Source organism: Ideonella aquatica, assembly GCF_018069755.1.
Taxonomy (GTDB): domain Bacteria; phylum Pseudomonadota; class Gammaproteobacteria; order Burkholderiales; family Burkholderiaceae_C; genus Ideonella; species Ideonella aquatica.
Genome location: NZ_JAGQDE010000029.1, coordinates 1 through 24,388 on the forward strand (window position 1 = coordinate 1; position 24,388 = coordinate 24,388).

At 70.4% G+C, this 24,388-nt stretch carries 23 protein-coding genes and 6 tRNA genes; 20 read left to right on the forward strand and 9 right to left on the reverse strand.

The window, feature by feature from the left end:
• The 18 genes from KAK06_RS20930 to KAK06_RS21015 all read left to right on the forward strand — a co-directional run.
• The coding region (locus KAK06_RS20930; RefSeq protein WP_310741134.1) for a motility hub landmark protein FimV at positions 1–1,372 on the forward strand (1,372 nt) is incomplete at its 5' end.
• Positions 1,362–2,201 (forward strand): tRNA pseudouridine(38-40) synthase TruA, encoded by an 840-nt coding sequence (gene truA, locus KAK06_RS20935; protein WP_210804116.1) that lies wholly within the window; start codon positions 1,362–1,364, stop codon positions 2,199–2,201. The genes KAK06_RS20930 and truA, both read left to right, overlap by 11 nt.
• Entirely contained in the window at positions 2,198–2,863 is a 666-nt protein-coding gene (locus tag KAK06_RS20940; RefSeq protein ID WP_210804117.1) for a phosphoribosylanthranilate isomerase, read from the forward strand. Before truA ends, KAK06_RS20940 begins: the two co-directional genes overlap by 4 nt.
• A gap of 26 nt (positions 2,864–2,889) precedes the next feature.
• Entirely contained in the window at positions 2,890–4,101 is a 1,212-nt protein-coding gene (gene trpB / locus KAK06_RS20945; RefSeq protein ID WP_210804118.1) for a tryptophan synthase subunit beta, read from the forward strand.
• On the forward strand, positions 4,098–4,910 hold the full coding sequence (trpA, locus tag KAK06_RS20950) for a tryptophan synthase subunit alpha (RefSeq protein WP_210804119.1): 813 nt from the start codon (positions 4,098–4,100) through the stop codon (positions 4,908–4,910). Before trpB ends, trpA begins: the two co-directional genes overlap by 4 nt.
• Positions 4,911–4,958: 48 nt before the next feature.
• Complete coding sequence (accD, locus tag KAK06_RS20955; protein ID WP_210804120.1) at positions 4,959–5,831, forward strand: acetyl-CoA carboxylase, carboxyltransferase subunit beta; 873 nt, start codon at positions 4,959–4,961, stop codon at positions 5,829–5,831.
• A gap of 58 nt (positions 5,832–5,889) precedes the next feature.
• Positions 5,890–7,182, forward strand: coding sequence for a bifunctional tetrahydrofolate synthase/dihydrofolate synthase (gene folC, locus KAK06_RS20960; RefSeq protein ID WP_210804121.1), 1,293 nt, complete (start codon positions 5,890–5,892; stop codon positions 7,180–7,182).
• A gap of 70 nt (positions 7,183–7,252) precedes the next feature.
• Positions 7,253–8,068 carry an SPOR domain-containing protein gene (locus KAK06_RS20965; RefSeq protein WP_210804122.1) on the forward strand — a complete coding sequence of 272 codons (816 nt, stop codon included), beginning with the start codon at positions 7,253–7,255 and terminating at the stop codon, positions 8,066–8,068.
• Between the two features lie 11 nt (positions 8,069–8,079).
• Positions 8,080–8,592, forward strand: a complete 513-nt coding sequence (locus tag KAK06_RS20970; protein WP_210804123.1) for a CvpA family protein — start codon at positions 8,080–8,082, stop codon at positions 8,590–8,592.
• A gap of 40 nt (positions 8,593–8,632) precedes the next feature.
• Complete coding sequence (purF, locus tag KAK06_RS20975; protein ID WP_210804124.1) at positions 8,633–10,150, forward strand: amidophosphoribosyltransferase; 1,518 nt, start codon at positions 8,633–8,635, stop codon at positions 10,148–10,150.
• Between the two features lie 2 nt (positions 10,151–10,152).
• Entirely contained in the window at positions 10,153–11,394 is a 1,242-nt protein-coding gene (locus tag KAK06_RS20980) for an O-succinylhomoserine sulfhydrylase (RefSeq protein ID WP_375140907.1), read from the forward strand.
• Complete coding sequence (gene gltX / locus KAK06_RS20985; RefSeq protein ID WP_210804126.1) at positions 11,391–12,782, forward strand: glutamate--tRNA ligase; 1,392 nt, start codon at positions 11,391–11,393, stop codon at positions 12,780–12,782. Before KAK06_RS20980 ends, gltX begins: the two co-directional genes overlap by 4 nt.
• Positions 12,783–12,839: 57 nt before the next feature.
• Positions 12,840–12,915, forward strand: a tRNA-Ala gene (locus KAK06_RS20990).
• A gap of 37 nt (positions 12,916–12,952) precedes the next feature.
• Positions 12,953–13,028 (forward strand) — tRNA-Glu (locus tag KAK06_RS20995).
• An 82-nt stretch (positions 13,029–13,110) separates the two neighbouring features.
• Positions 13,111–13,187, forward strand: a tRNA-Asp gene (locus tag KAK06_RS21000).
• 85 nt (positions 13,188–13,272) lie between these two features.
• Positions 13,273–13,348: transfer RNA gene (locus tag KAK06_RS21005), tRNA-Ala, on the forward strand.
• Between the two features lie 43 nt (positions 13,349–13,391).
• Positions 13,392–13,467, forward strand: a tRNA-Glu gene (locus KAK06_RS21010).
• Positions 13,468–13,555: 88 nt separating this feature from the next.
• Positions 13,556–13,632: transfer RNA gene (locus tag KAK06_RS21015), tRNA-Asp, on the forward strand.
• 58 nt (positions 13,633–13,690) lie between these two features.
• Here the strand turns inward: KAK06_RS21015 and KAK06_RS21020 are convergent.
• From KAK06_RS21020 to KAK06_RS21045, 6 genes are read right to left on the reverse strand one after another with little or no spacing between them, the layout of a single operon-like run.
• Positions 13,691–14,275, reverse strand: coding sequence for an NnrU family protein (locus KAK06_RS21020; protein WP_210804127.1), 585 nt, complete (start codon positions 14,273–14,275; stop codon positions 13,691–13,693).
• Positions 14,276–14,314: 39 nt separating this feature from the next.
• Positions 14,315–15,208, reverse strand: a complete 894-nt coding sequence (locus KAK06_RS21025) for a DMT family transporter (RefSeq protein ID WP_210804128.1) — start codon at positions 15,206–15,208, stop codon at positions 14,315–14,317.
• Positions 15,205–15,705, reverse strand: coding sequence for a methylated-DNA--[protein]-cysteine S-methyltransferase (locus KAK06_RS21030; RefSeq protein ID WP_210804129.1), 501 nt, complete (start codon positions 15,703–15,705; stop codon positions 15,205–15,207). Before KAK06_RS21030 ends, KAK06_RS21025 begins: the two co-directional genes overlap by 4 nt.
• Positions 15,702–17,171 carry an Ada metal-binding domain-containing protein gene (locus KAK06_RS21035; RefSeq protein WP_210804130.1) on the reverse strand — a complete coding sequence of 490 codons (1,470 nt, stop codon included), beginning with the start codon at positions 17,169–17,171 and terminating at the stop codon, positions 15,702–15,704. Before KAK06_RS21035 ends, KAK06_RS21030 begins: the two co-directional genes overlap by 4 nt.
• Before the next feature lie 60 nt (positions 17,172–17,231).
• A complete protein-coding gene (locus KAK06_RS21040) occupies positions 17,232–17,984 on the reverse strand; it encodes a LytR/AlgR family response regulator transcription factor (protein WP_210804131.1) in 753 nt (250 codons plus the stop codon).
• Between the two features lie 4 nt (positions 17,985–17,988).
• Positions 17,989–19,119: a sensor histidine kinase gene (locus KAK06_RS21045; RefSeq protein WP_210804132.1), complete on the reverse strand. Its 1,131-nt coding sequence runs from the start codon at positions 19,117–19,119 to the stop codon at positions 17,989–17,991.
• 173 nt (positions 19,120–19,292) lie between these two features.
• Between KAK06_RS21045 and KAK06_RS21050 the strand changes: the two genes are divergently transcribed.
• Together KAK06_RS21050 and KAK06_RS21055 are read left to right on the forward strand one after the other, a co-directional pair.
• Positions 19,293–20,681 (forward strand): phosphomannomutase/phosphoglucomutase, encoded by a 1,389-nt coding sequence (locus KAK06_RS21050; RefSeq protein WP_210804133.1) that lies wholly within the window; start codon positions 19,293–19,295, stop codon positions 20,679–20,681.
• Positions 20,681–21,991 carry a 3-deoxy-D-manno-octulosonic acid transferase gene (locus tag KAK06_RS21055; RefSeq protein ID WP_210804134.1) on the forward strand — a complete coding sequence of 437 codons (1,311 nt, stop codon included), beginning with the start codon at positions 20,681–20,683 and terminating at the stop codon, positions 21,989–21,991. Before KAK06_RS21050 ends, KAK06_RS21055 begins: the two co-directional genes overlap by 1 nt.
• On the opposite strand, the gene KAK06_RS21060 is transcribed toward KAK06_RS21055, so the two are convergent.
• Genes KAK06_RS21060 through KAK06_RS21070 form a run of 3 tightly spaced genes read right to left on the reverse strand, consistent with a single transcriptional unit; the run spans position 21,969 to position 24,367 of the window.
• Positions 21,969–23,330, reverse strand: coding sequence for a TolC family outer membrane protein (locus tag KAK06_RS21060; RefSeq protein WP_210804135.1), 1,362 nt, complete (start codon positions 23,328–23,330; stop codon positions 21,969–21,971). The two genes, KAK06_RS21055 and KAK06_RS21060, sit on opposite strands and share 23 nt — an antisense overlap.
• Positions 23,331–23,367: 37 nt before the next feature.
• The gene (locus tag KAK06_RS21065) at positions 23,368–23,703 is read right to left on the reverse strand and encodes a rhodanese-like domain-containing protein (RefSeq protein WP_210804136.1); all 336 of its coding nucleotides are present in this window, start codon (positions 23,701–23,703) and stop codon (positions 23,368–23,370) included.
• A gap of 10 nt (positions 23,704–23,713) precedes the next feature.
• The gene (locus tag KAK06_RS21070; protein WP_210804137.1) at positions 23,714–24,367 is read right to left on the reverse strand and encodes a protein-L-isoaspartate O-methyltransferase family protein; all 654 of its coding nucleotides are present in this window, start codon (positions 24,365–24,367) and stop codon (positions 23,714–23,716) included.
• Between the last annotated feature and the right edge of the window lie 21 nt (positions 24,368–24,388).

Sequence of the window (24,388 nt, forward strand, 5' to 3'; positions counted from 1 at the left end):
GCCGCCTGCCGGGGTGGCCAGTGCGCCCGCTTCGGCCGCGCTGCCGGCCTCGGCGCCCGCGGCGGTGGCCTCGGCGCCCACGGCGGTGGCCTCGGCGGCTCCGGTGGTGGCCGAGCCGGCCTCGGCGGCCGCCTCGCGCCCGCCGCGCCCACCCGAGCCCGCACCGGTCGCCGAGCCGGGCGTGCTCGACTCGCTCAGCGAAAACCCCTTCGTGCTGCCGCTGGGCGTGGGTCTGGTGGCGCTGCTGGCCGGCTGGGGCGTGATGCGCCTGCGCCGCCGTGGCCAGGATGGGGCCGGCGAGACCTCGTTCATCGAAAGCAAGCTCCAGCCCGATTCCTTCTTCGGCGCCTCTGGCGGCCAGCGGGTCGACACCCGCGACGGTGCCACCAGCGCGGCCGCCTCCTCGTCGCTGAGCTACTCGCTGAGCCAGCTCGATGCGATCGGCGATGTTGACCCCGTGGCCGAGGCCGACGTCTACCTCGCCTATGGCCGCGATCTTCAGGCCGAGGAGATCCTCAAGGAAGCGCTGCGCACCGACCCGGCGCGCGCCGCGATCCGCACCAAGCTGCTTGAGGTCTACGCCAAGCGCGCCGACACCGACGCCTTCATGCAGCAAGCCCGTCAGCTCCACGAGATGACCGGCGGGCAGGGCGAAGACTGGGCCCGTGCCGCCGAGCTGGGCCGCCAGATCGACCCGAGCGAGTCGATGTTCGCCGCTGGTGAAGACATGCTGCCGGCCAGCGCCTCGCTGGTGGATGACCATGCACCAGCCGCCTCGGTCGAGCCTGATCCGCTGCCCGAACCCGACCCGGTGCCGGCCGCCGCAGCGGCGCCGGCCGGTCCGTCGTCCACCTATGACATCGACATTGACCTGGACTCTCCGTCGCAGCTCAGCGGGCTTGAAAACACCCGTCCGATGACCGCCTCCGAGCCCACCATGGACCTGGGCGAGCCCTCGGTGCACGGCATGCTCGACGACGATCCGGACACCACCCGGCGCGGCCGCCTGGACGAGCTGGACCTGGGCGAGCAGACCACGCCCAGCGCCTTTGACGCCCTGGCGCCCGAGTTGCCTGCGGTGTCCGCACCCGCGCCTGCGCCGCGCGACGCACAGCCGTCCGCCCCAGTCGACTTCGACTTCGGCGACCTGTCACTGGATCTGCCGGGCGAGCCCGCCTCGCCACCGCCGCCGCCCACCGGCGACGACCTGGATGCCGGCGCCGGTGACCCGCTGCAGCGCAAGATCGAATTGGCCGACGAATTCCGCCGCATTGGCGATGTCGAAGGTGCCCGCGATCTGCTGCAGGAAGTGATCGAGAAATCCGATGGCGCGCTCAAGGCGCGCGCGCAGAGCCTGCTGGATGAGCTCTGAGGCCGGGCCGTCGCCCACGGGCGACGATCCGGCCGGTCGCCCGCTGCAGCGCATCGCGCTGGGGGTGGCCTACCGCGGTGAGGCCTACCACGGCTGGCAGAGCCAGCCGGGCGGCCAGACCGTGCAGGACCACCTGGAGCAGGCGCTCGTCCAGTTCGCCGCGCAGCCGGTGCACACCGTGTGCGCCGGCCGCACCGACACCGGCGTGCATGCGCTGAACCAGGTCGTCCATTTCGATACCCCGCTGGCGCGCGACGCCTTTTCCTGGGTGCGCGGCACCAACCGCTACCTGCCGCCGGACATCGCGGTGCAGTGGTGCCGCGAGGTGCCCGCGCACTTCCACGCCCGCAAGCTGGCGCGCGGCCGGCGCTACCGCTACTGGCTGCTGGAGTCGCCGGTGCGCCCGGCGATCGAGCGCGGCGGCTGCGGCTGGAGCTTCCGGCCGCTGGATGCTCAGGCCATGCGGACGGCGGCCGCACACCTGGTGGGCGAGCACGATTTCAGCTCGTTTCGCTCGTCCGAATGCCAGGCCGCGTCGCCGGTGAAGCAGTTGCACGCGATCCACATCGAGCGCCGCGGCGCTTACTGGCGCTTCGAGTTCGACGGCGTCGCCTTCCTGCACCACATGGTGCGCAACATCATGGGCTGCCTGGTGGCGGTCGGGGCGGGCACCCGGGCGCCCGACTGGATGGCCGAGGTGCTGGCCGCGCGCTCGCGCGATGCCGCCGCGCCCACCTTCGCTCCCGATGGCCTGTATTTCCTGGGGCCCCGCTACGATGCCGAGTTCGGCCTGCCCACGCACACGGCGGCCATGGACTGGATGCCATGACTCCCCTGACCCTGCGCACCCGCATCAAGATCTGCGGTTTGACCCGCGAGACGGACATCGACGCCGCCGTGGCCGCTGGCGCTGACGCGATCGGTTTCGTGCTGTACCCCAAGAGCCCGCGGGCAGTCATCGCCGCGCGGGCCGGCGAGCTGGCGCGGCGCCTGCCGCCCTTCGTGACGCCGGTGCTGCTGTTCGTCAACGCCACGCCCGACGAGATCGCCACGGGCCTGGCGGCCGTGCCCCATGCGCTGCTGCAGTTCCACGGCGATGAGACGCCCGAGGCCTGCGCCGCCCCGGCAAGGCCCTACCTGCGGGCCGCCCGGATGGCGCCCGGGCTCGATTTGCTAGACTTGGCGGCTCGCCACCCCGGCGCCCAAGCGCTTCTGCTGGACGCACCCGTCGAGGGCTATGGGGGCGGTGGAAAGGTGTTCGATTGGTCTCTCATACCGTCAGTCGTTCCCTGTCCGGTCGTTTTGTCTGGTGGGTTGAATCCTGCAAACGTGATCGATGGGGTGATGCACGTCCGGCCCTGGGCCGTTGACGTGAGCTCCGGCGTGGAGAGCGCCAAAGGCATCAAGGACGCTGCGCTGATGCACCGCTTCTGCCAGGCGGTGCGCGAGGCTGACGCCCGGATCGCCGCCGCTGCCGACGCCGGCACCTGACCCCCCATCCCCAAGGATTCCCTGTCATGTTCGAGTACCACCAGCCCGATGCCTCGGGCCACTTCGGTCCGTACGGCGGCAGCTTCGTCTCCGAGACGCTGACCCATGCGCTCGAGGAACTGAAGGCCGCCTACGCCCACTACCGCAACGACCCCGAGTTCCGCCGCGAGTTCGAGAACGAGCTCAAGCACTTCGTCGGCCGTCCCAGCCCGATCTACCACGCGGCGCGCCTGTCGCGCGAGGTGGGCGGGGCGCAGATCTACCTCAAGCGCGAAGACCTCAACCACACCGGCGCGCACAAGGTGAACAACACCATCGGCCAGGCCCTGCTGGCCCGCCGCATGGGCAAGCCGCGCGTGATCGCCGAGACCGGCGCCGGCCAGCATGGCGTGGCCACCGCCACGATCTGCGCCCGCTACGGCCTGGAGTGCATCGTCTACATGGGCAGCGAAGACGTGAAACGCCAGAGCCCCAACGTCTACCGCATGCACCTGCTGGGCGCCAAGGTGGTGCCGGTGGAGAGCGGCTCCAAGACGCTGAAGGATGCGCTCAACGAAGCGCTGCGCGACTGGGTCACCAACGTCGAGAACACCTTCTACATCATCGGCACCGTGGCCGGCCCGGCGCCGTACCCCGAGATGGTGCGCGACTTCCAGCGCGTCATTGGCGACGAATGCCTGCAGCAGATGCCCGAGTTCCTGGGCGCCGGCCGCCAGCCCGACGCGGTGGTGGCCTGCGTGGGCGGCGGCAGCAATGCGATGGGCATCTTCTACCCCTACATCCCGCACGAGCAGGTGCGCCTGATCGGCGTGGAGGCCGCGGGCGATGGTCTGGATACCGGACGCCATGCCGCCAGCATCTCGGCCGGCAGCCCCGGCGTGCTGCACGGCAACCGCACCTACCTGCTGCAGGACGAGAACGGCCAGATCATCGAGACCCACTCGGTCTCGGCCGGCCTGGACTACCCTGGCGTCGGCCCCGAGCACGCCTACCTGCACGACATCGGCCGCGCCGAGTACGTGGGTTGCACCGATGACGAGGCCATGGCCGCCTTCCACCGCCTGTGCCGCACCGAAGGCATCATCCCTGCGCTGGAATCCAGCCATGCCGTGGCCTACGCCATGAAGCTGGCCGCCACCATGCGCCCCGACCAGCACGTGCTGGTCAACCTCAGCGGCCGCGGCGACAAGGACATCAACACCGTGGCCAAGCTTGCCGGCCTGGAGGGCATTGCATGAGCCGCATCGCTGCTACCTTTGCGGCCCTGAAGGCCGATGGCCGCCGGGCCTTGATTCCGTATGTCTGCGCCGGTGACCCGCATGCCGATGGCACCGTGGATGTGATGCTGGCGCTGGCCGACGGCGGCGCCGATGTGATCGAGCTGGGCGTGCCTTTCTCGGACCCGATGGCCGACGGCCCGGTGATCCAGAAGGCCGCCGAGCGCGCGCTGGCGCGCGGCATCGGCATGGCCCAGGTGCTGGCGATGGTGCGGGACTTCCGCGCCCGCAACGCCACGACGCCGGTGGTGCTGATGGGCTATGCCAACCCGGTGGAGCGCTACGATCAGAAGCACGGCGGCGGCGCCTTCGTGAAGGACGCGGCGGCCGCAGGGGTGGATGGCGTGCTGATCGTCGACTACCCGCCCGAGGAGTGCGGGGCCTTTGCCCAGGCGCTGCAGGCCCACGGGCTGGATCTGATCTTCCTGCTGGCCCCCACCTCCACCGAGCAGCGCATGCGCCAGGTCGGAGAGATCGCCACCGGCTATGTCTACTACGTCTCGCTCAAGGGCGTCACCGGGGCCGGGAACCTGGACACCGAGGCCGTGGCCGCCGCCGTGCCGCGCATCCGCCAGCATGTGAAGGTGCCGGTGGGCGTGGGTTTCGGCATCCGCGACGCGGCGTCTGCGCAGGCGGTGGGCCGGGTTTCGGACGGCGTGGTCATCGGTTCGCGCCTGATCCAGATCCTGGAAACCCAAACGCGCGACAATGCGCCCGCGGCGGCCCGGGCCTTCATGGCCGAGATCCGCACCGCCCTGGACAGCCTCTGAAGGCTTTCTGGCAGACTATGGGACTGAATCGTTGAGGAGCCTTGATCGATGAGCTGGCTTGAAAAACTGCTGCCACCGAAGATCCAGCACACCGACCCGAGCGAGCGCCGCTCGGTGCCGGAAGGCCTGTGGATCAAGTGCCCCTCCTGCGAGTCGGTGCTCTACAAGACTGATCTTGAGAGCAACCTCAACGTCTGCCCCAAGTGCGACCACCACCACCGCATCGGGGCGCGCGCGCGCCTCGATGCCTTCCTCGATGCCGAAGGCCGCTACGAGATCGGCCACGAGGTGCTGCCGGTCGACGCACTGAAGTTCAAGGACAGCAAGAAGTACCCCGAGCGCCTGAAGAGTGCGCTTGAGACCACCGGCGAGACCGATGCGCTGATCGTCATCGGCGGCGCCGTGATGAGCATGCCGGTGGTGGCCGCCTGCTTCGAGTTCGACTTCATGGGCGGCTCGATGGGTTCGGTGGTGGGCGAGCGCTTCGTGCGCGGCGTCGAGACCGCCGTCGAGCAGAAGGTGCCCTTCATCTGCTTCACCGCCACCGGCGGTGCGCGCATGCAGGAAGGCCTGTTCAGCCTGTTCCAGATGGCCAAGACCAACGCCTCGCTGACCCGCCTGGCCAAGGCCCGCCTGCCCTACATCAGCGTGCTGACCGACCCGACGATGGGTGGCGTCTCGGCCTCGTTTGCCTTTGTGGGTGATGTGGTGATTGCCGAGCCCAAGGCGCTGATCGGCTTTGCCGGTCCGCGCGTGATCGAGAACACCGTGCGCGAGAAGCTGCCTGAGGGCTTTCAGCGCGCCGAGTTCCTGGTCGAGAAGGGCGCGGTCGACATGATCCTGGACCGCCGCCACCTGCGCCAGGCCATCGCCCACCAGCTGGCCATGCTGCAGCGCCAGAGCGCTGACGCCGTCGCCTGACCCCGTTCACCCCCATTCCCGCCCCGGTGCGACACCGTCGCCCGGGGCGCTGTCTTTGATGAGCACGCTGCCCACCACGCTGGCAGGCTGGCTCGCCCACTGCGAGCGCCTGCACCCCACCGAGATCGAGATGACCCTGGACCGTGTCCGCACGGTCAAGGAGCGCCTGGGCCTGCGCTTCGACTGCCCGGTGATCAGCGTCGCCGGCACCAATGGCAAGGGCTCCACCTGCGCCATGCTCGACAGCATCGCCCGCGCCGCCGGCTACCGCGTGGGTCTGTTCAGCAAGCCGCACCTGGTGCACTTCGAGGAGCGCTGCCGGGTGGATGGCGAAATGGTCAGCGGCGACTCGCTGGTCGAGCACTTTGCCGCGGTCGAGGCCGCGCGCGGTGACGTCAGTCTGACCTATTTCGAGTTCACGCTGCTGGCCATCGCCCGGCGCCTGATCGCCGCCCAACCCGAGCTGGTGATCCTGGAGGTGGGTCTGGGCGGCCGGCTGGATGCGGTGAACGCCTTCGACGCCGATGTCAGCGTGATCACCTCGATTGACATCGACCACGTGGCCTTCCTGGGCCCCGACCGAGAGAGCATCGGCCGCGAGAAGGCCGGCATCCTGCGCGCCGGCCGGCCGGCCATCGTCTCCGACCCATTGCCGCCGGCCAGCGTGCTGCAGGCTGCTGAGGCGCTGGGCGCCGACCTGTGGTTGATGGGCCGTGACTACAACCAGCAAGGCGACCGCCAGCAGTGGTCGTGGAGTGGGCGAGGGCGCCGCTACCACGCGCTGGGTCACCCGGCGCTGCGCGGCGCCAACCAGTTGCTCAACGCCAGCGGCGCGATCGCCGCGCTGGAGGCGCTGCGCGAGCGCCTGCCGATCAACGCCCAGGCGCTGCGCGTGGGCCTGGCCACGGTGGAGCTGCCGGGGCGCTTCCAGATCGTGCCGGGCCAGCCGGCGCTGGTGCTGGACGTGGCCCACAACGACCAGAGCGTTGCGGCACTGGCGCTGAACCTCGACCAGATGGGCTTTTTCCCGCGCACCCGGGCCGTCTTCGGTGCGATGCACGACAAGGACCTGGCGGCGGCGGTGGCGCGGCTGGCGCCGCTGGTGGATGCCTGGCACCTGACCGACCTGCCGCTGCCCCGTGCCGCCCGTGCCGAGGACCTGGCGGCGGTGGTGCGCCAGGTCCGGCCCGACACCCCGGCCCAGACCCACGCCGACCCCGCCTCGGCCCTGGCCGCGGCCCTCGAAGCCTCGGACCCGGCTGATAGAATCGTGGTCTTCGGCTCCTTCCTGACCGTGGGCGGCGTGCTGAAGGACGGCGTGCCCCGGTTGAGCGCTCCCCACAAGGGCTGACCGGCGTCGCCGTGACGCCTGCGGATGGTCGGGGCGTTTGCCGCTTCGCCCACCTGCCCGACGCGCCCGCATGGCCCTGCCACCGTTCCTGACCTCCCTGTTCAAGAAGTCGCCCGCCGCGGCGCCCGCGTCGATGCTCGACGCCGCCGAGGTGGTGCGCGACGCCCGCAGCCGCGCCCGGCGCCGCCTGATCGGGGCCAGCGTGCTGCTGGGACTGGGCATCATCGGCCTGCCGCTGCTGTTCGAGAGCCGCCCGCGCCCCATCCCGGTGGACCTGCCGATCGAGATTCCTGCCCGCGAAGGAGCGCCGGCGCTGAACGCCCCGGTGGCCCGCGCGGATGCGCGCCGCCCTGAAGCCCGCCCCGCCGAGCCGATCGACGAGCCGGTGCTGCCGGCGTCGGCCGCGTCGGCCTCATCAAGCAACGCCAAGCCGGCGACCACCAAGCCGTCGGCGCCGGCTGAGGCCAAGCCGGTGCTGCCCGGCCCGGTGGCGTCGTCCCCACCCAAGCCGCCCGTCAAGCCTGACGCGAAGCCGGAGCCCAAGCCCGAGCCCAAACCGGACACCAAACCCGACGCCAAAGCGCCCGCCAAGCCGGAGGCCAAGGTCGAGCCCAAGCCCGCCGCCAAGCCCGACACCAAACCCGCCGCCGCCGACGACGGCCGCTATGTGGTCCAGATCGGCGCCTTCGCCGAGGTCGGCAGCGCCCGCGAGGCGCGCATGAAGGTTGAGGGCATGGGCCTGAAGACCTACACCCAGGTGATCGACTCGGCCACCGGTCGCCGCATCCGCGTGCGCGTGGGGCCCTACGCCACCAAGGCCGAGGCCGACAAGGCCGCGGCCCGCATCAAGGCGGGTGGCCTGCAGGCCGCCGTGCTGGTGCTCTGAGGCCACCTGTCGTGGGCTCTGAACACGCGGCCACCACTGTCTGGCTGGGTCTGGGCTGGGTCGACTGGACCCTGGCCCTGCTGGCCCTGTTCTCGGTGCTGGTGGGCCTGTGGCGGGGGCTGGTCTACGAACTGTTGTCGCTGGCCGCCTGGGTGATGGCCTGGCTGGTGGCGCTGAACTGGGGGCCGGAGCTGGCCGCCCGTTTGCCGCTCAACGATGCCGACACCGCGCCGCGCGTGGCGCTGGGCTATGCGCTGTGTTTCCTGGGTACGCTGCTGCTGGGCGCGCTGCTGGCGCGCCTGCTGCGCATGCTGGTGGCGGCCACGCCGCTGCGCTGGATCGATCGCCTGCTGGGCGCTGTCTTTGGTGCGGCGCGCGGCGCGCTGCTGCTGCTGGCCGTGGTCATTGTGGTGGGCTGGACGCCGCTGTCGCGCTCGGCGGCGTGGCAGTCCTCGCAGGTCGCCGCGTGGATGGGGCAGGCCGGGGCGCTGTGGCAGGCCTGGCGTCCCCAGAGCACCCGCTGACCACTCTCGGATTCTTTTCGCTTTTCAGGACGGACCTCCCATGTGCGGCATCGTCGGTGTCATCTCCAAGCAACCGGTCAATCAGCTGATCTATGACGCGCTGCTGCTGCTGCAGCACCGCGGTCAGGACGCGGCCGGCATCGTCACCATGCAGGGCACCAAGTGCTACATGCACAAGGCCCGCGGCATGGTGCGCGACGTCTTCCGCACCCGCAACATGCGGGCGCTGCCGGGCCATGTGGGCCTGGGCCAGGTGCGCTACCCCACAGCGGGCAATGCCTACAGCGAGGAAGAGGCGCAGCCCTTCTACGTCAACGCGCCCTTCGGCATCGTGCTGGTGCACAACGGCAACCTGACCAATGCGCTGGCGCTGAAGGACGAGTTGTTCGACATCGACCGCCGCCACATCAACACCGAGAGCGACACCGAGGTGCTGATCAACATCCTCGCGCACGAGTTGGAGCTGGCTGCGCGCGACCTGCCGCTGACGCCCGAGGAGATCTTCAAGGCCGTGGGCGCGGTGCACCAGCGCATCAAGGGCTCGTATGCGGTGGTGGCGCTGATCGCCGGCCATGGCCTGCTGGCCTTCCGTGATCCGCACGGCATGCGGCCGCTGTGCTACGGCGTCTCGGGTGACGGCACCGAGGTGATGCTGGCCAGCGAGTCGGTGGCGCTGGAGGGCACCGGCCACCGCTTCGTGCGCGATGTCGCGCCGGGCGAGGCGGTCTTCATCAGCACCGATGGCCAGCTGCACAGCCAGCAGTGCGCCAAGGACCCGCAGCTGCACCCCTGCATGTTCGAGTACGTCTACCTGGCGCGGCCCGACTCGGTGATCGACGGCATCTCGGTCTACCAGGCCCGGCTGAACATGGGCGAGACGCTGGCCCAGCGCCTGATCTCCACCATGCCGCCCAGCGAGATCGACGTGGTGATCCCGATCCCCGAGTCCAGCCGGCCCAGCGCCATGCAGTTGGCGCACAAGATCGGCAAGCCCTACCGCGAGGGCTTCGTGAAGAACCGCTATGTGGGCCGCACCTTCATCATGCCCGGCCAGAGCGTGCGCAAGAAGAGCGTGCGCCAGAAGCTCAATGCGATCGGTCTGGAGTTCAAGGGCCGCAACGTGCTGCTGGTGGACGACTCCATCGTGCGTGGCACCACCAGCAAGGAAATCGTGCAGATGGCCCGCGAGGCCGGTGCCAACAAGGTCTACATGGCCTCGGCCGCGCCGCCCGTGAAGTACCCCAATGTGTATGGCATCGACATGCCCACGCAGGAGGAGCTGATCGCCCACGACCGCACGATGGAGGAGATCCGCGCCTACATCGGCGCCGACGCGCTGATCTACCAGGATGTCGATGCGATGAAGCGTGTCGTGGGGGCGCTCAACCCGTCGATCAAGGGCTTCGAGGCCTCGTGCTTCGACGGCACCTATATCACCGGCGACGTCAGCGTGGCCGACTTCGCCGCCATGAAGGCGCAGCGCGCCGCGCAGCCGGGTGACGAGGAAGACGCCGAGTCGCGCAGCCGCCTGGCGCTGCAAAGCCGGAGCGATGCATGACGATGGGCAGCGACGAGGAGCGCCGCATCGCCCGCGCCCGCCTGCCCGAGGGCGTGCGCCCCGAGACGCTGGCCGTGCGCGCCGCGCTGGCGCCCAGCCAGCATGGCGAGAATTCCGAGGGCCTGTTCCTCACCAGCGCCTATGTCCAGCCCGACGCGGCCACCTCGGCGAAGCGTTTCGCCGACATGCTGGACTTCACCTACTCGCGCACCAGCAACCCCACGGTGCGCAGCCTGGAGATGCGCCTGGCCGCGATGGAGGGCGCCGAGGCGGCGATCGCCACCACCACCGGCATGAGCGCGATCCTGCTGCTGATCATGGGCCTGCTCAAGGCCGGTGACCATGTGGTGTGCTCGCGCTCGGTGTTTGGCTCGACCATTGGCCTCTTTGGCAAGGAGTTCGCCAAGTTCGGCGTCGAGACCAGCTTCGTCGCGCAGACCGATCTGGCCGAGTGGCGCGCCGCGATGCGGCCCACCACCAAGCTGCTGTTCGCCGAGACGCCCACCAACCCGCTGACCGATGTCTGCGACATCGCTGCGCTGGCCGACATCGCCCATGCCGGCGGTGCGCTGCTGGCGGTGGACAACACCTTCTGCACGCCCGCGCTTCAAAAGCCGCTGTCGCTGGGCGCGGATGTGGTGATGCACGCGGCCACCAAGTACCTGGATGGCCAGGGCCGCGTGATGGCCGGCGCGCTGTGCGGCAGCGACGCGCTGATCAACGGCATCATGGCGCCGGTGCTGCGCACCGTGGGCATGACGCTGTCGCCGTTCAACGCCTGGGTGGTGCTCAAGGGGCTGGAGACCCTGCACCTGCGCATGAAGGCGCAGAGCGAGCAGGCGCTGGCCGTGGCCCGCTGGCTGGCGGTGCGGCCCGAGGTGGCGCGCGTCTACTACCCCGGCCTGTCGTCGCACCCGCAGCATGAGCTGGCGATGCGCCAGCAGTCGGGCCTGGGCGGGGCAGTGCTGTCCTTCGACCTGCGCGCCGACAGCCCCGAGGCCGCCCGTGCCGCCGCCTTCCATGTGATCGACAGCACCCGCGTGCTGAGCATCGCCACCAACCTGGGCGACACCAAGTCCATCATCACCCACCCGGCCACCACCTCGCACGGCCGCCTCACCGAGGCCCAGCGCCAGGCCGCCGGCATCGGCCAGGGCATGGTCCGCCTGGCTGTGGGCCTGGAACACGTGGACGACATCACCGACGACTTGCTGCGCGGCCTAGCCACGCTTCCCACCGCATGACTTCCAAGATCCGCACCCGCATCGCCCCATCGCCCACCGGCTTCCTGCACCTGGGCACCGCGCGCACCGCGCTGTATTCGTGGGCCTATGCCCGCCACCACGGCGGCGAGTTCGTCCTGCGCATCGAGGACACCGATGTCGCCCGCTCCACCCAGGACTCGGTCGACCAGATCCTGCAGTCCATGCACTGGCTGGGCCTGGACTACGACGAGGGTCCGGTGTACCAGATGCAGCGCCTGGAGCGCTACCAGGCGGTGATCGAGCAGATGCTGGCCGCCGGCAGCGCCTACCGCTGCTACACCACGCCGGCCGAGCTCGATGCGCTGCGCGAGCAGCAGAAAGCGCGCGGCGAGAAGACCGGCTACGACGGCCGCTGGCGACCCGAGCCCGGCAAGACCCTGCCGCCGGTGCCCGAGGGTGTGCAGCCGGTGATCCGCTTCAAGAATCCGCGCGATGGCGAGGTGCGCTGGGACGACCTGGTCAAGGGCGAGATCGTCATCGCCAACAAGGAGTTCGACGACCTGATCATCCAGCGCGCCGATGGCGTGCCCACCTACAACTTCGCGGTGGTGGTGGACGACTGGGACATGGCCATCACCCATGTCTTCCGCGGCGACGAACACATCAACAACACGCCCTGGCAGATCAACATCTACCAGGCGCTGGGCGCGCCGCTGCCGCTGTTTGGCCATCTGCCGGTGATCCTGGGCGACGACGGCCTGAAGCTGTCCAAGCGACGCGGCGCGGTGGCGGTGTCCAACTACGAGGATGGCGGCTACTTGCCCGAGGCGATGCTGAACTACCTGGCCCGCCTGGGCTGGAGCCACGGCGATGACGAGCTGTTCAGCCGCGAGCAGCTGGTGTCCTGGTTCGACGGCTCGCACCTGAACAAGAGCCCGGCGCAATGGGATGCGGCCAAGCTCACCTGGGTCAATGCCCACTACATGAAGCAGGCCGACGACGCCCGCCTGGCCGGCCTGGTGGCGGCCCAGCTGGCGCGCCGCGGCCAGGCGGCCAGCGCCGAGCGCCTGGCGCCGATGTGCGCGCTGTTCAAGGACCGCTGCGCCACCACGCTGGAACTGGCCGACTGGCTGGCCATGTACTTTGCACCGGTGGCCCCGTCGGCTGAGGACGTGGCTCAGCATGTGACCGACGCGGTCAAACCCGCACTGGCCGCGCTGGCCGCGCGCCTGCAGACCTGCGAGTGGGACAAGGCCGCCATCAACCAGGCGATCAAGGACACGATCGGCGAACACACGCTGAAGATGCCGCAGCTGGCGATCCCGGTGCGGGTGCTGGTGTGCGGCCGCGCGCAGACGCCGTCGGTCGACGCGGTACTGTCGCTCTTCGCTCGCGAAGAAGTCGTCGCCCGCTTGGCAACTGCTTGATTTCCGGTATATACTGCTAGTCTTCGCTCAACGGCGTTAGCCCTGATCCAAGATCACGGGGGTATAGCTCAGCTGGGAGAGCGCTTGCATGGCATGCAAGAGGTCAGCGGTTCGATCCCGCTTACCTCCACCAACCGGCAGCGTTGTTGAGAGGATGGAAAAGGTTTTACGTCCCCTTCGTCTAGAGGCCTAGGACACGACCCTTTCACGGTTGTAACAGGGGTTCGAATCCCCTAGGGGATGCCAGCTTCGCTGTGGTGACACGCGGTTGAAGACGGCGCAGGCGGTTGATGCCTGGGTGCTTCGGCACCGAAGTTCAGCACCACGCGGAGTGGTAGTTCAGTTGGTTAGAATACCGGCCTGTCACGCCGGGGGTCGCGGGTTCGAGCCCCGTCCACTCCGCCACAGTTACAGCAGAAAGACCTGCTGGATGAAAGTCCCGCAGGTCTTTTCGTTGGAGCTCCGCTTCGGCGCGCTCGCCTCCTGACACGGGGGTATAGCTCAGCTGGGAGAGCGCTTGCATGGCATGCAAGAGGTCAGCGGTTCGATCCCGCTTACCTCCACCATCCGGCGGCGAACGCACAGAGGCGGCAGTCAGTGACGGATCAGGTCCCCTTCGTCTAGAGGCCTAGGACACGACCCTTTCACGGTTGTAACAGGGGTTCGAATCCCCTAGGGGATGCCAGAAACGCCGCGGTGATCAGCCGCAGCGAAGACGGCGCAGGCGGTTGATGCCTGGGTGGCTGCGATGCCACCGAAGTTCAGCACCACGCGGAGTGGTAGTTCAGTTGGTCAGAATACCGGCCTGTCACGCCGGGGGTCGCGGGTTCGAGCCCCGTCCACTCCGCCATCCCTTCATTGGGAAACTGTCCACGCCCACCCTTGGTGGGCGTTGTCGTTTCCGGGCGTCAGCGCGCCCCGAACGGCGCCACGCCCATCAGCATCGCATGGGCCCAGAAGGCGAACGCCGCCCAGGCCACGATGCCAAGCACCACCACCGCACCCGTCTTGCCCGCGCTGCCGGCGGGCCGCTGCACGCCTTGCGCCGCATCACGCTGCCGCGCCGCGCGGAAACACAGCACCGCCCAGACCAGGAAGCCGCCGAACAGCAGCACGTCGGCCAGCGTGTTGTTGGCCAGCAGGTGCGCCAGCGCCCACAGCTTGGTGCCCAGCAACATCGGGTGGCCCAGCCGCGCCTTGAGGCCATTGCCAGGCACATAGGCCGCCACCAACAGGATGAAGGCTGGCAGCGTCAGCGCCGCCGCCGCGTGGCTCAGTCCCCGCGGCGAGGCCCACAACACCACGGGTTCCTGCCGCGCCAGGCTGTAGCCCCAGCAGATCAGCACAAAACCCAGCAACGAGGCCAGCGAATACAGACCCTTGTAGCGGTTCTCGCCCAGCCGGGCCACCCAGGCCTGGCGTGAGGGCTCGGCGACGATGCGCAGCGAGTGCAGGCCGAGGAAGATCAGCAGTCCGAGAATCAGCAGGGTCATGGCGGGTGTCTGTGCAATGGATTCCGCGCTTGTACCTGATCAGCGTGATCCGCGCACACGTCCGGTCAACAGCCCGGTCACCAGCGCGGTGCCCACCAGGATCACGCCGCAGGCGGCCACCATCACCGGCGTGATCGCCTCGCCCAGGAACAGCGCACCCCACAGCACCGCAAAGGCCGGGATCAGGAAGGTCACGCTCATCGCCTGGCTGGCACCCACATGGGCGATCAACCGGAAGTACAGGATGTAGGCCACGCCAGTGCAGGCGAAGGCCAGCGCGGCCACTGCGATCCACGAGGACGTCGCCGGTGTCGCGGCCGGCCAGGCCCACAGCGCCAGCGGCACCAGCACCGCCGCGGCCGACAACTGGCTGCCCGCCGCCAGCGCCATCGATGGAATGCCTTGCAGATGCCGCTTGGTGTAGTTGGCCGAGAAGCCGTACATCAGCGTGGCCAGCAGACAGGCCGCCACCGCCAGCGCGGGGCTCACGCCATGCTCGCCTGGCTTGAAGCTGGCATGGCCACCGGCCAGCCACAGCACGCCGCCAAAGCCCAGCGCCAGACCCAGCGCCTTGTGCGCATTCGGCCGGTCGCCCAACCACCACCAGCCGATCAGCGCGCCCCACAGCGGCGTGGTGGCATTGAAGATCGACGACAGGCCACCGGTGATCGCCAGCGCCGCCACGCCATAGCAGACAAAGGGGATGGCCGAGTTGGTCAGCCCGACCAGCGCAATGCGCCGCCAGTGCGCGCGCAGCGCCGGCCACTCGCCGCGCGAGACCAGCACCGGCAGCAGCAGCAGTGACGCGCCCGCCACGCGCAGCCCGGCCAGCGCCAGCGGCCCGAACTCGTGCGCCCCCATGCGGATGAACAGAAAGCTGGCGCCCCACAGGGCGGCCAGCAGCAGCAGTTCGGCCAGGTGAGCTGGTTTCATGAAGGGCGCGATTCTCCGTCCAGCAGCGCCTGCTTGCGCGGCAGGCCACCGGCGTAGCCGGTCAAGGACCCGTCCTGGCCGGTCACCCGGTGGCAGGGCACCAGCACGCTGACCGGGTTGCGGCCCACCGCGGCGCCCACGGCCCGGGCCGCGCGGGGCCGGCCCAGCTGGGCGGCCAGTTCGCCGTAGCGGCGCCGGTGCCCGGGCGGAATGGCCAACAGGGCCTGCCACACCGCCTGCTGCCAGGGCGTGCCGCCCAGATCCAGCGGCGGCAGTGCCGGCAGCGGTGCGCCGGGGGCCGACCAGTACCGCGCCAGCGCCGCCTGCGCCTGCCGGATCCAGGGGTGGCTGGGCTGCAGGGGCGCTTCGATCGGGCCGGGGTGGTGGGCCTGGCCGTCGAACCACAGGCCGGCCAGCCCCTGGGTCGTGACCGCCACGGTCATCGGACCCAAAGGGGTGTCGATCCGGGCCTGGGCGGCAAAGCGGCGGGTGTTCATCGGTCGGTCTCCTCGGGGCGGTCGACCAGCGACTGCCACAGTTGCATCACGGCGTAGGAACGCCAGGGCCGCCAGGCCTCGGCCAGCGGCAGGGATTGCGCGGCTTTCAGGCCGCCGAGCGCCTTGACCACGCCAGCGTCGGTGGCCGGAAAGGCATCGGGCCAGGCCAGCACGCGCAGTGCGGCCAGCTCGGCGGTCCAGTCGCCCACGCCGGGCAGCTGGCGCAGCCGTGCCAACGTGTCCTCGACCGGCGCGGCCGGGTGCAGTGCCAGCGTGCCGCTGTCCACCGCGCGGGCCAGCGCCTGCAGCGCCCCCACGCGCACCCGCACGATGCCCAGCGTGCCGATCGCCTCGGGGCTGGCCTCGGCCAAGGCGCGGGGGCTGGGGAACAGCCGGTCCAGACCGGGCCAGGGTGTGGCCAGCGGTGCGCCGAAGCGCTCGACCAAGCGCGCTGCCAGCGTGCAGGCGGCGGCCACGCTGACCTGCTGGCCCAGCACGATGCGCACCATCGTCTCGAAGCCATCGATGCAACCGGGTACGCGCAGGCCGGGGCGCACAGCCACCGGCAGGCTGGCCAGCGCGGGGTCGATGCGCGCCGGGTCGGCGTCCAGGTCCAGCAGGTGGCGCACCCGCTCGATCACCGTGCCCAGGGCCGGCGCCAGCGTGGGCGCCACCTCCAGCGCGGCGGCGTCCTCGTCCAGGCGCAGCGCGATCCAGCCGTGCAGGGTCTGGCCGTGGTGGGTCACGGCCAGCGTGCGGCGCCACCAGCCGGCGTCGTCCGCGGCCTCGACCCGGGCCAATGGCCGCGCCGCCAGGAAGGCCATCATCGACGCGCGGTCGTAAGGCGGGCGCCAGGGCAGGCGCAGCGGACGCACGCCGGGGTCGGTGCCGGTTGCGCGCCGCAGCGCGCCGGGGGTGAGGCGGTAGCGCTCGGCAAAGGCGGCGTTGAAGCGGCGCAGGCTGCCAAAGCCGCTGGCCGCTGCCACCTGGGTGATCGGCAGCGTGGTGTCGGTCAGCAGGCGCTTGGCCAGCAGCAGGCGCTGGGTGGTTTGCCAGTCGATCGGGCTGACGCCCAGGTGGGCCTGGAAGATGCGGCGCAGGTGGCGCTCGGTGATGCCCAGGCGCTGGGCGATCGCCGGCAGCGAGGGCTGCTCGCCAGCCGCCACCGCATGCGTGATCAGCCGGGCACCGGCCTCGGCCAGGCTGCGCGCCGCATCGGCGCCCGACAGGCCCGGCGCCTGCTCGGGCCGGCAGCGCAGGCAGGGCCGAAAGCCCGCCTGCTCGGCTGCGGCGGCATGGCCGAAGAAACGGCAGTTCTCGCGCCGCGGCAGGCGCACGCGACACACTGGCCGGCAATAGATGCCGGTGCTGGTGACGCCGACGAAGAAGCGGCCATCAAAGCGCGCATCGTGGGTTTGCAGCGCGCGGTAGGCGCTGTCGTCGTCGAGTGGGCGCAGCGGTGACATGGGCCCATGCTAGCCCCGCCGCGGCAACGCGCTGGCCGTTTTCGGACCTGTGCCTGGCCCTCACATGGCCTTGAACAGGTGCACATACGCGCGCGACACCGGCAGCTCGGCCTCGAAGCCGCGCAGCCGCACCCGCACGCGGCTGAGCTCGTCGCGCCGGCTGCCCTCCAGAAAGCGCAGGTTGATCAGCGTGGAGCGGTGGATCTGCCAAAACTGCTGCGGGTCGAGCTGCTGGGCCAGTTCGGCGATCGGGGTGCGGATCAGGTACTCCCGCTCGGCGGTCTGGACACAGGTGTACTTTTCGTCGGCGCGGAAAAACAGCACCTCGTCCACCGCGATCTGCTGCGTCCAGTCGCCCTGGCTGGCGCGCACCCAGCGCAGCGGTGCGGCGGGCACAGTCGGGGCCTGCAGCTGTCCCAGCGCCTGGGCCAGGCGCGGGTTCTCGGGCTCGCTGCGGCCGACCGCGTCCTTCAGTCGCGCCACGCTGCGCGCCAGGCGCTCCTGCGTCACCGGCTTGACCAGGTAGTCCAGCGCCGCGGCGTCAAAGGCCTGCAGCGCGAACTCGTCATAGGCGGTGACGAAGACCACGCGGGTCGCGCACTCAATGCCCTGCGCCACCTCCAGCCCGGTCAGCCCGGGCATGCGGATGTCGAGGAAGGCCAGGTCGGGCTGCAGGGCCTCGATCTGCTGGGCGGCCTCGGGGCCGTTGCGGCACTGGGCGACGATCTGCAACTCGGGCCATGCGCCGGCCAGCATGGTCGCCAGGTGGCGCAGCAGGTGGGGTTCGTCGTCGGCAATGAGGGCGGTGGGCATGGGCTCAGGGCTGGACGGTGGGGCAGGGCAGGCGGATCTCGGCGCGCACGCCGCCGGTCGGCTCAGGCAGCAACTGCAGGCTGGCCTGGTCGCCCCAGGCCTGCTGCAGCCGCTCGCGCAGATTCTGCAGCGCGCTGCGCTGGCCGGGGCGGCGTGGGGCCGGGTGGTTCAGGCCCAGGCCATCGTCGCTGACGCTGAGCACCAGGGTGTCGTGTTGACGCTGGGCACGCACACCCACCGTGCCGCCCTCCACCTTGGGCTCCAGGCCGTGGTGGATGGCGTTCTCGACCAGCGGCTGCAGCAGCAGCGGCGGCAGCGGCAGCGCGGCCAGCTCGGCGGGAATGTCGATCTGCCAGCGCAGCCGCTCATCCATGCGCAGGCCCAGCACGCGCAGGTAGGCTTCCAGCAGCCGTTGTTCGTCGGCCAGCGTGTGCTGCTCGGCGCGCAGGCCGCCGAAGGACGAGCGCAGGTAGTCGACAAAGGCCTCCAGCATGCCGCGGGCGCGCGGCGGGTCGGCCTCCAGCAGGCTCAACACATTGGCCAGGGTATTGAACAGAAAGTGCGGCTCGATCTGGCCCTGCAGCAACTTCAGCCGGGCCTCGGCGGCGTGGCGTTCGGCGGCCTCGATGCGGCGGCGGTTTTCCAGGTACAGCCAGTGCAGGCCCGAGACCAGCACCAGCACGATGAGCCAGCTGATGCTGACATTGGTGGGCGAGCCGCCACCGTCGAACCAGGTCAGCCGGTAGCCGGCCAGCCACACGCCCAATGGCCAGGACCAGGCCGTGCCACCCATGGCGATCGCGGTGGCCACCCAGGCGCGGCGGCGGTCGGACCAGCTCTTCCAGCGCGCCGGGCCGATCAGCCCGGTCATGACGTCGAAGCTGAGGTGGATGCCCGTGGCCACCACCGCCGACACCAGCAGGTTCAGGAAGTAGGTCCGCCGCCAGGCGCTGCCGCTGGTCCACCGCCCGGGGTCGGGGCTGGTGGCGAAGGCGATCAGCGTGAAGACCAGGGCCACCAGCATTGCGAACAGCAGTGACCACACCCATTGCAGCCAGACGGGGCCGGCCTGGGTCATGCCGCTGTCGGTCCAGGCGCGCCAGGAGCGGCGCAGAAGGTTCTTGTCGATCACCATGGTGCGCAGTCTAGGCAGTCCGGGCGCCCCCTCGGCGGCGGCCGTCGACGAATCGACAGCCGGGCCGACGGATCGACAGCCAGCGGCCCTGGCACCCAACTTGCTGATCCCGAGCCCGGGCAGCCTCTCTACAATGGCCGCCACCCCCTCACCACCGTCCCGATCCCCACACCATGCAAGTCCACGCCTCCGTCTTCAAGGCCTATGACATCCGCGGCATCGTCGGCCAGACGATCGATGACGCCTTCGCCGAGCACCTGGGCCGGGCTTTCGGCACCGAGGCCAAGGCCGCCGGCGAAAAGGCGGTGGTGGTGGGTCGCGACGGCCGCGTCTCAGGCCCCGGCCTGGCCGCAGCGCTGATCCGCGGCATCGCCTCGACCGGCCTGGACGTGGTGGACATCGGCGCCGTCACCACGCCGATGACCTACTACGTGGCCGCCACCCGCAGCGCGCACGGCTGCAGCAGCGGCATCCAGGTCACCGGCAGCCACAACCCCAAGGACTGGAACGGCTTCAAGATGGTGCTGGCCGGTCGTGCCATCTACGGCGACGAGATCCAGGGCCTGCGCCGCCGCATCGAGGCCGAGGACTACGCCCAGGGCCCCGGCCGCATCGGCGCGATGGACATCGTGCCCGAGTACGCCCACCGCATCACCAGCGACTGCCAACTGGCACGGCCGATGAAGATCGTTGTCGATTCGGGCAACGGCATCCCCGGCGCCAGCGCGCCGGCCATCCTGCGCGCGCTGGGCTGCGAGGTGATTGACCTGTACTCCAAGGTCGATGGCGACTTCCCCAACCACCACCCCGATCCGTCCAAGCCCGAGAACCTGGCCGACCTGGTCAAGGTGGTGCACGCCACCGATGCCGAACTGGGCCTGGCCTTCGATGGCGATGGCGACCGCCTGGGTGTGGTCACCAAGGATGGCCAGATCATCTACCCGGATCGTCAGCTGATCCTGTTCGCGCGCGACATCCTCAGTCGCGTCAAGGGCGGCACCATCATTTTTGACGTCAAGTGCACCCAGCGCCTGGCGCCCGCCATCCGCGAGGCTGGCGGCGTGCCGCTGATGTGGAAGACCGGCCACTCGCTGGTCAAGGCCAAGCTCAAGGAAACCGGCGCGCCGATCGCTGGCGAGATGAGCGGTCACATGTTCTTCAAGGAGCGCTGGTACGGCTTTGACGACGGCATGTACACGGCGGCCCGCCTGCTGGAGATCCTGTCGCGCCACGACGACCCCAGCGCCGTGCTGAACGCCCTGCCCACCAGCTACAACACGCCCGAGCTGAACGTGGCCTGCGCCGAGGGCGAGCCGCACCGCCTGATCGCCGAGCTGCAGGCCAGCGCCCAGTTCCCCGGGGCCGAGGTCTCCACCACCGACGGCCTGCGCGCCGACTACCCGGATGGCTTCGGCCTGGTGCGCGCCTCCAACACCACGCCGGTGCTGGTGATGCGTTTCGAGGGCCACACACCCGAGGCGCTGCACCGCATCCAGGACGAGTTCATGGCGGTGCTGCGCAGCGTCAAGCCCGACGCGCAGGTGGGCGCCGCGGCCCACTGATGCTGGCCACCGGCTGGCGCACGGCCCTGGCCGGCGCCGCCTACAGCACGCTGTTGCGGCTGGCCACGCCGCTGTACCTGGCGCGCCTGTGGTGGCGCGGCGCGCGAGAGCCGGGCTACCGCGTGGCGCTGGCCGAGCGGCTGGCGCTGGGCGGTCCCGCGCAGACGCCCGGGGCGCTGTGGCTGCATGCGGTGTCGCTGGGCGAAACCAAGGCCGCGGCGGTGCTGATCGACGCACTGCGTGCCCGGCAGCCGGACTTGCGCCTGCTGCTGACCCACGGCACCGCCACCGGCCGTGCAGCCGGCCGGGCACTGCTGCGCGAGGGCGATCGGCAGACCTGGCTGCCCCTCGACACCCCCGGCGCGGTGCGCCGCTTCCTGCAGCAGCACCGGCCCGCACTGGGCGTGCTGATGGAAACCGAGGTCTGGCCCAACCTGCTGCAGGCGGCCGAGACCGCCGGCGTGCCGATCGTGCTGGCCAACGCCCGCCTGTCCGAGCGCAGTGCCCGTCGCGGCGAACGCTTCGCGGCCTTGCTGCGCCCGGCGGCGCAGCGCATCACGCTGGCGCTGGCCCAAACCGAGGACGACGCCCGGCGCCTGCGCCAGGCCGGCGTGCCGCAGGTGGAAGTGGCTGGCAACCTGAAGTACGACCTGCGCGCCGACGCGGCGCTGCTGGCTCGCGGCCAGGCCTGGCGGGCCCGGCCGGGCCGGCCGGTGCTGGCGATGACCAACACCCGTGATGGCGAGGAGGCGCGCCTGCTGGCAGCCTGGCGCCAGACCGCCTGGCGCGGTCCGGCGCCGCTGCTGCTGATCGTGCCGCGCCATCCGCAGCGCTTTGATGCGGTGGCGGCGCTGGTGGCGCAGGCCGGGCTGAGCCTGTCACGCCGCAGCGCCTGGGGCGAGGCCGGTCCTGACGGGGCTGCTTGCGGGGCCGAGGTCTGGCTGGGCGACAGCCTGGGCGAGATGTCGGCCTACTACGGTGCGGCCGACCTGGCGCTGCTGGGCGGCAGCTTCGAGCCGCTGGGCGGCCACAACCTGATCGAGTCAGCGGCCTGCGGCTGCCCGATCGTGCTGGGGCCCTCGACCTTCAACTTCGCCGACGCCGCCGAGCGCGCCTTGGCCGAGGGCGCCGCCTGGCGCGCCGCAGACCTGCCGCAGGCGCTGGCATGGGCAGCCGAGCTGTTGGCCGACGCACCGCGCCTGACCGGGGCCGCCCGGGCGGCGCAGGCTTTCAGCGCCCGGCACCGCGGTGCGGCCGAACGCATGGCCGGCCGCATCGAGGCGCTGTTTACTTCGCCAGCAGCGCGTTGACGTTGGCCACGTCGGAAGGCTGCAGCGTGCCGGCCGCCTGGCGCAGCTTGAGGCCGCCGACGATCACGTCGTAGCGGGCCTTGGCCAGGTCGCGCTGGGTCTGGAACAGCTGGGTCTGGGCATTGAGCACGTCCAGGTTGACGCGCACGCCCACCTTGTAACCCAGCTGGGTGGCCTCCAAGGCCAGCTTGCTGGACGACTCGGCCGCTTCCAGCGCCTTGACCTGCGCCTGGCCGGCCTGCACGCCGAAGAAGGCGCTGCGGGTGCCCTGGGCCACGCCGCGGCGGGCGGCCTCGTGGTCATTGCGCGCCTTCTCTTCCAGCGACAGGGCTTCCTTGACGCGGTTCTGCACCGCGAAGCCGGCAAACAGCGGCACGCTCAGGCTCACACCAATGGCGGCATTCGTGCCCGTGCCGGCAGCGCTGTAGCCAACGATGCCGCCCTGGGCCACCGCGTCACCACTGACGTTGACATGGGTCTTGCCGTAGCTGCCGGTCAGGGCGACGGTGGGCAGGTGGCCGGCCTGCGCCTTCTCGGTCTCAAGCTTGGCCACTTCCAGGCCCAGGCGGGCCTGTTCGATCGTGGCGTTGCGGGACTCCGACTCGCCCACCCAGGCATTGACCTCAGCCGGCTGCAGCGGCGGCAGGGCCACTGGCTGGGCCAGCGGGCGCGGCGCCAGGCCGGTCTTGCCGACCAGTTGCTCCAGCGCCAGGCGCTTGACCCGCAGGTCGTTGTCCGCCGCGAGCTCCTGGGCCAGGATCAGGTCGTACTTGGCCTGGGCCTCGCGGGTGTCGGTGATGGTGGCGGTGCCCACCTCGAAATTGCGCTTGGCCGAGGCCAGTTGCTCGGCATTGGCCTTCTTGTTGGACTGCACCGTGGTCAGCGTGTCCTGGGCGCCCAGCACGTCGAAATAGGCCTGGGCAACGCGCACCACCAGGTCCTGTTCGGCCGCACGCAATTGCGTCTGGGCCAGCTCCACACCCCGCTTGGCCTGCTCGATGCTCACGCTGTTGGCGCGGTTGAACAGGTTTTGCTGCGCCTGCAGCGCCACATTGGTGGCGTTGGTGTTGGTGCTGCGCGTGCTGGAGTAGGGCGTGTCGGCCTCGGTGCGCGATGCGCCGGCACTCAGGCCCACCGAGGGCAGCCACAGCGCATTCGCCTGGTCCGCCCGGTACTGCGCGGCACTGGCGGCGGCCTGCGCGCCCAGGTAGGTGGCGTCGTAGCCGCGTGCCGCGTCGTACAGCTCCTGCAGGCTCTGCGCCTGCGCGCTCAGGCCCGCCAGACCCAGGGCGAGGAGGGCGGCGGTGCGGTGCAGGGCGAAACGGCGCGGTGGCGTCATGGTGGCTTTCCTTGGAGCGATGAAGGCAGGAACGGGATCAGTAGCGAGGCACGGCGGGATCAACCAGGCGCGACCAGGCGTCGGTGCCGCCGTCCAGGTTGTACACCTCGTCGAAACCGTGGTTCGAGAGGTATGCGACGACCTGCGCGCTGCGGGCCCCGTGATGACAGAAAACGACGACAGGCCGCGCCGGGTCCAGCTCGCTGTGGCGCAGCGGCACCAGGTGCATCGGCATATGCAGCGTGGGCACACCGGGCAGGTTCAGCGGGGCGATGGCCAGCTCCTGCGCCTCGCGCACGTCCAGCAGCAACGGCTGGCGATCGGCATGCTCGGCCAGAAAGGCGTGCAACTGCTGGACGGCGACGGCGTTCATCGGATCAGGCTCAGAAGCGGAAACGGCTGGGCTCGGCAAAGCCCTCCAGGCGCTGGGCCACGGTGTCGAACAGCTCGGTCTTGGCGAAGGCGGCCTCGCCCTGGCGGGTGACCAGCACCGCGCGCATCACCGGCTCCTGGCCCTCGATGGCCAGCAGCCGACCGCCCGGCTTGAGTTGTGCCAGCAGGGCCTGCGGCACCTCGGCCACCGAGCCCGACAGCAGGATCACGTCAAACGGCGCCTCGGCGGCCAGGCCAGCGCTGCCGTCGGCCTCACGGACCTCGACGTTCGCCAGGCCGGCGCGCTGCAGGTTCTCGCGCGCAGTGCGGGCCAGCGCCGGGCGCTTCTCCAGCGTGATCACGCGCAGCGCGCGGTGGCCCAGCAGCGCGGCCTGGAAGCCCGAGCCGGTGCCGATCTCCAGCACGGTCTCGTGGCGCTGCACCTTGGCTTCCTGCAGCAGGCGGGCCTCGACGCGCGGGGCCAGCATCACCTGGCCTTCGGCCAGCGGCACCTCGGTGTCGACAAAGGCCAGGGCCTTGCAGGCGGCGGGCACGAAATCCTCGCGGCGCACGGCGCCCAGCAGGGCCAGCACGGCGGGGTCGAGCACATCCCAGGGGCGGATCTGCTGCTCGATCATGTTGAAGCGGGCTTGTTCGATGTTCATGGCGATGTCCTCGGGTGGGCG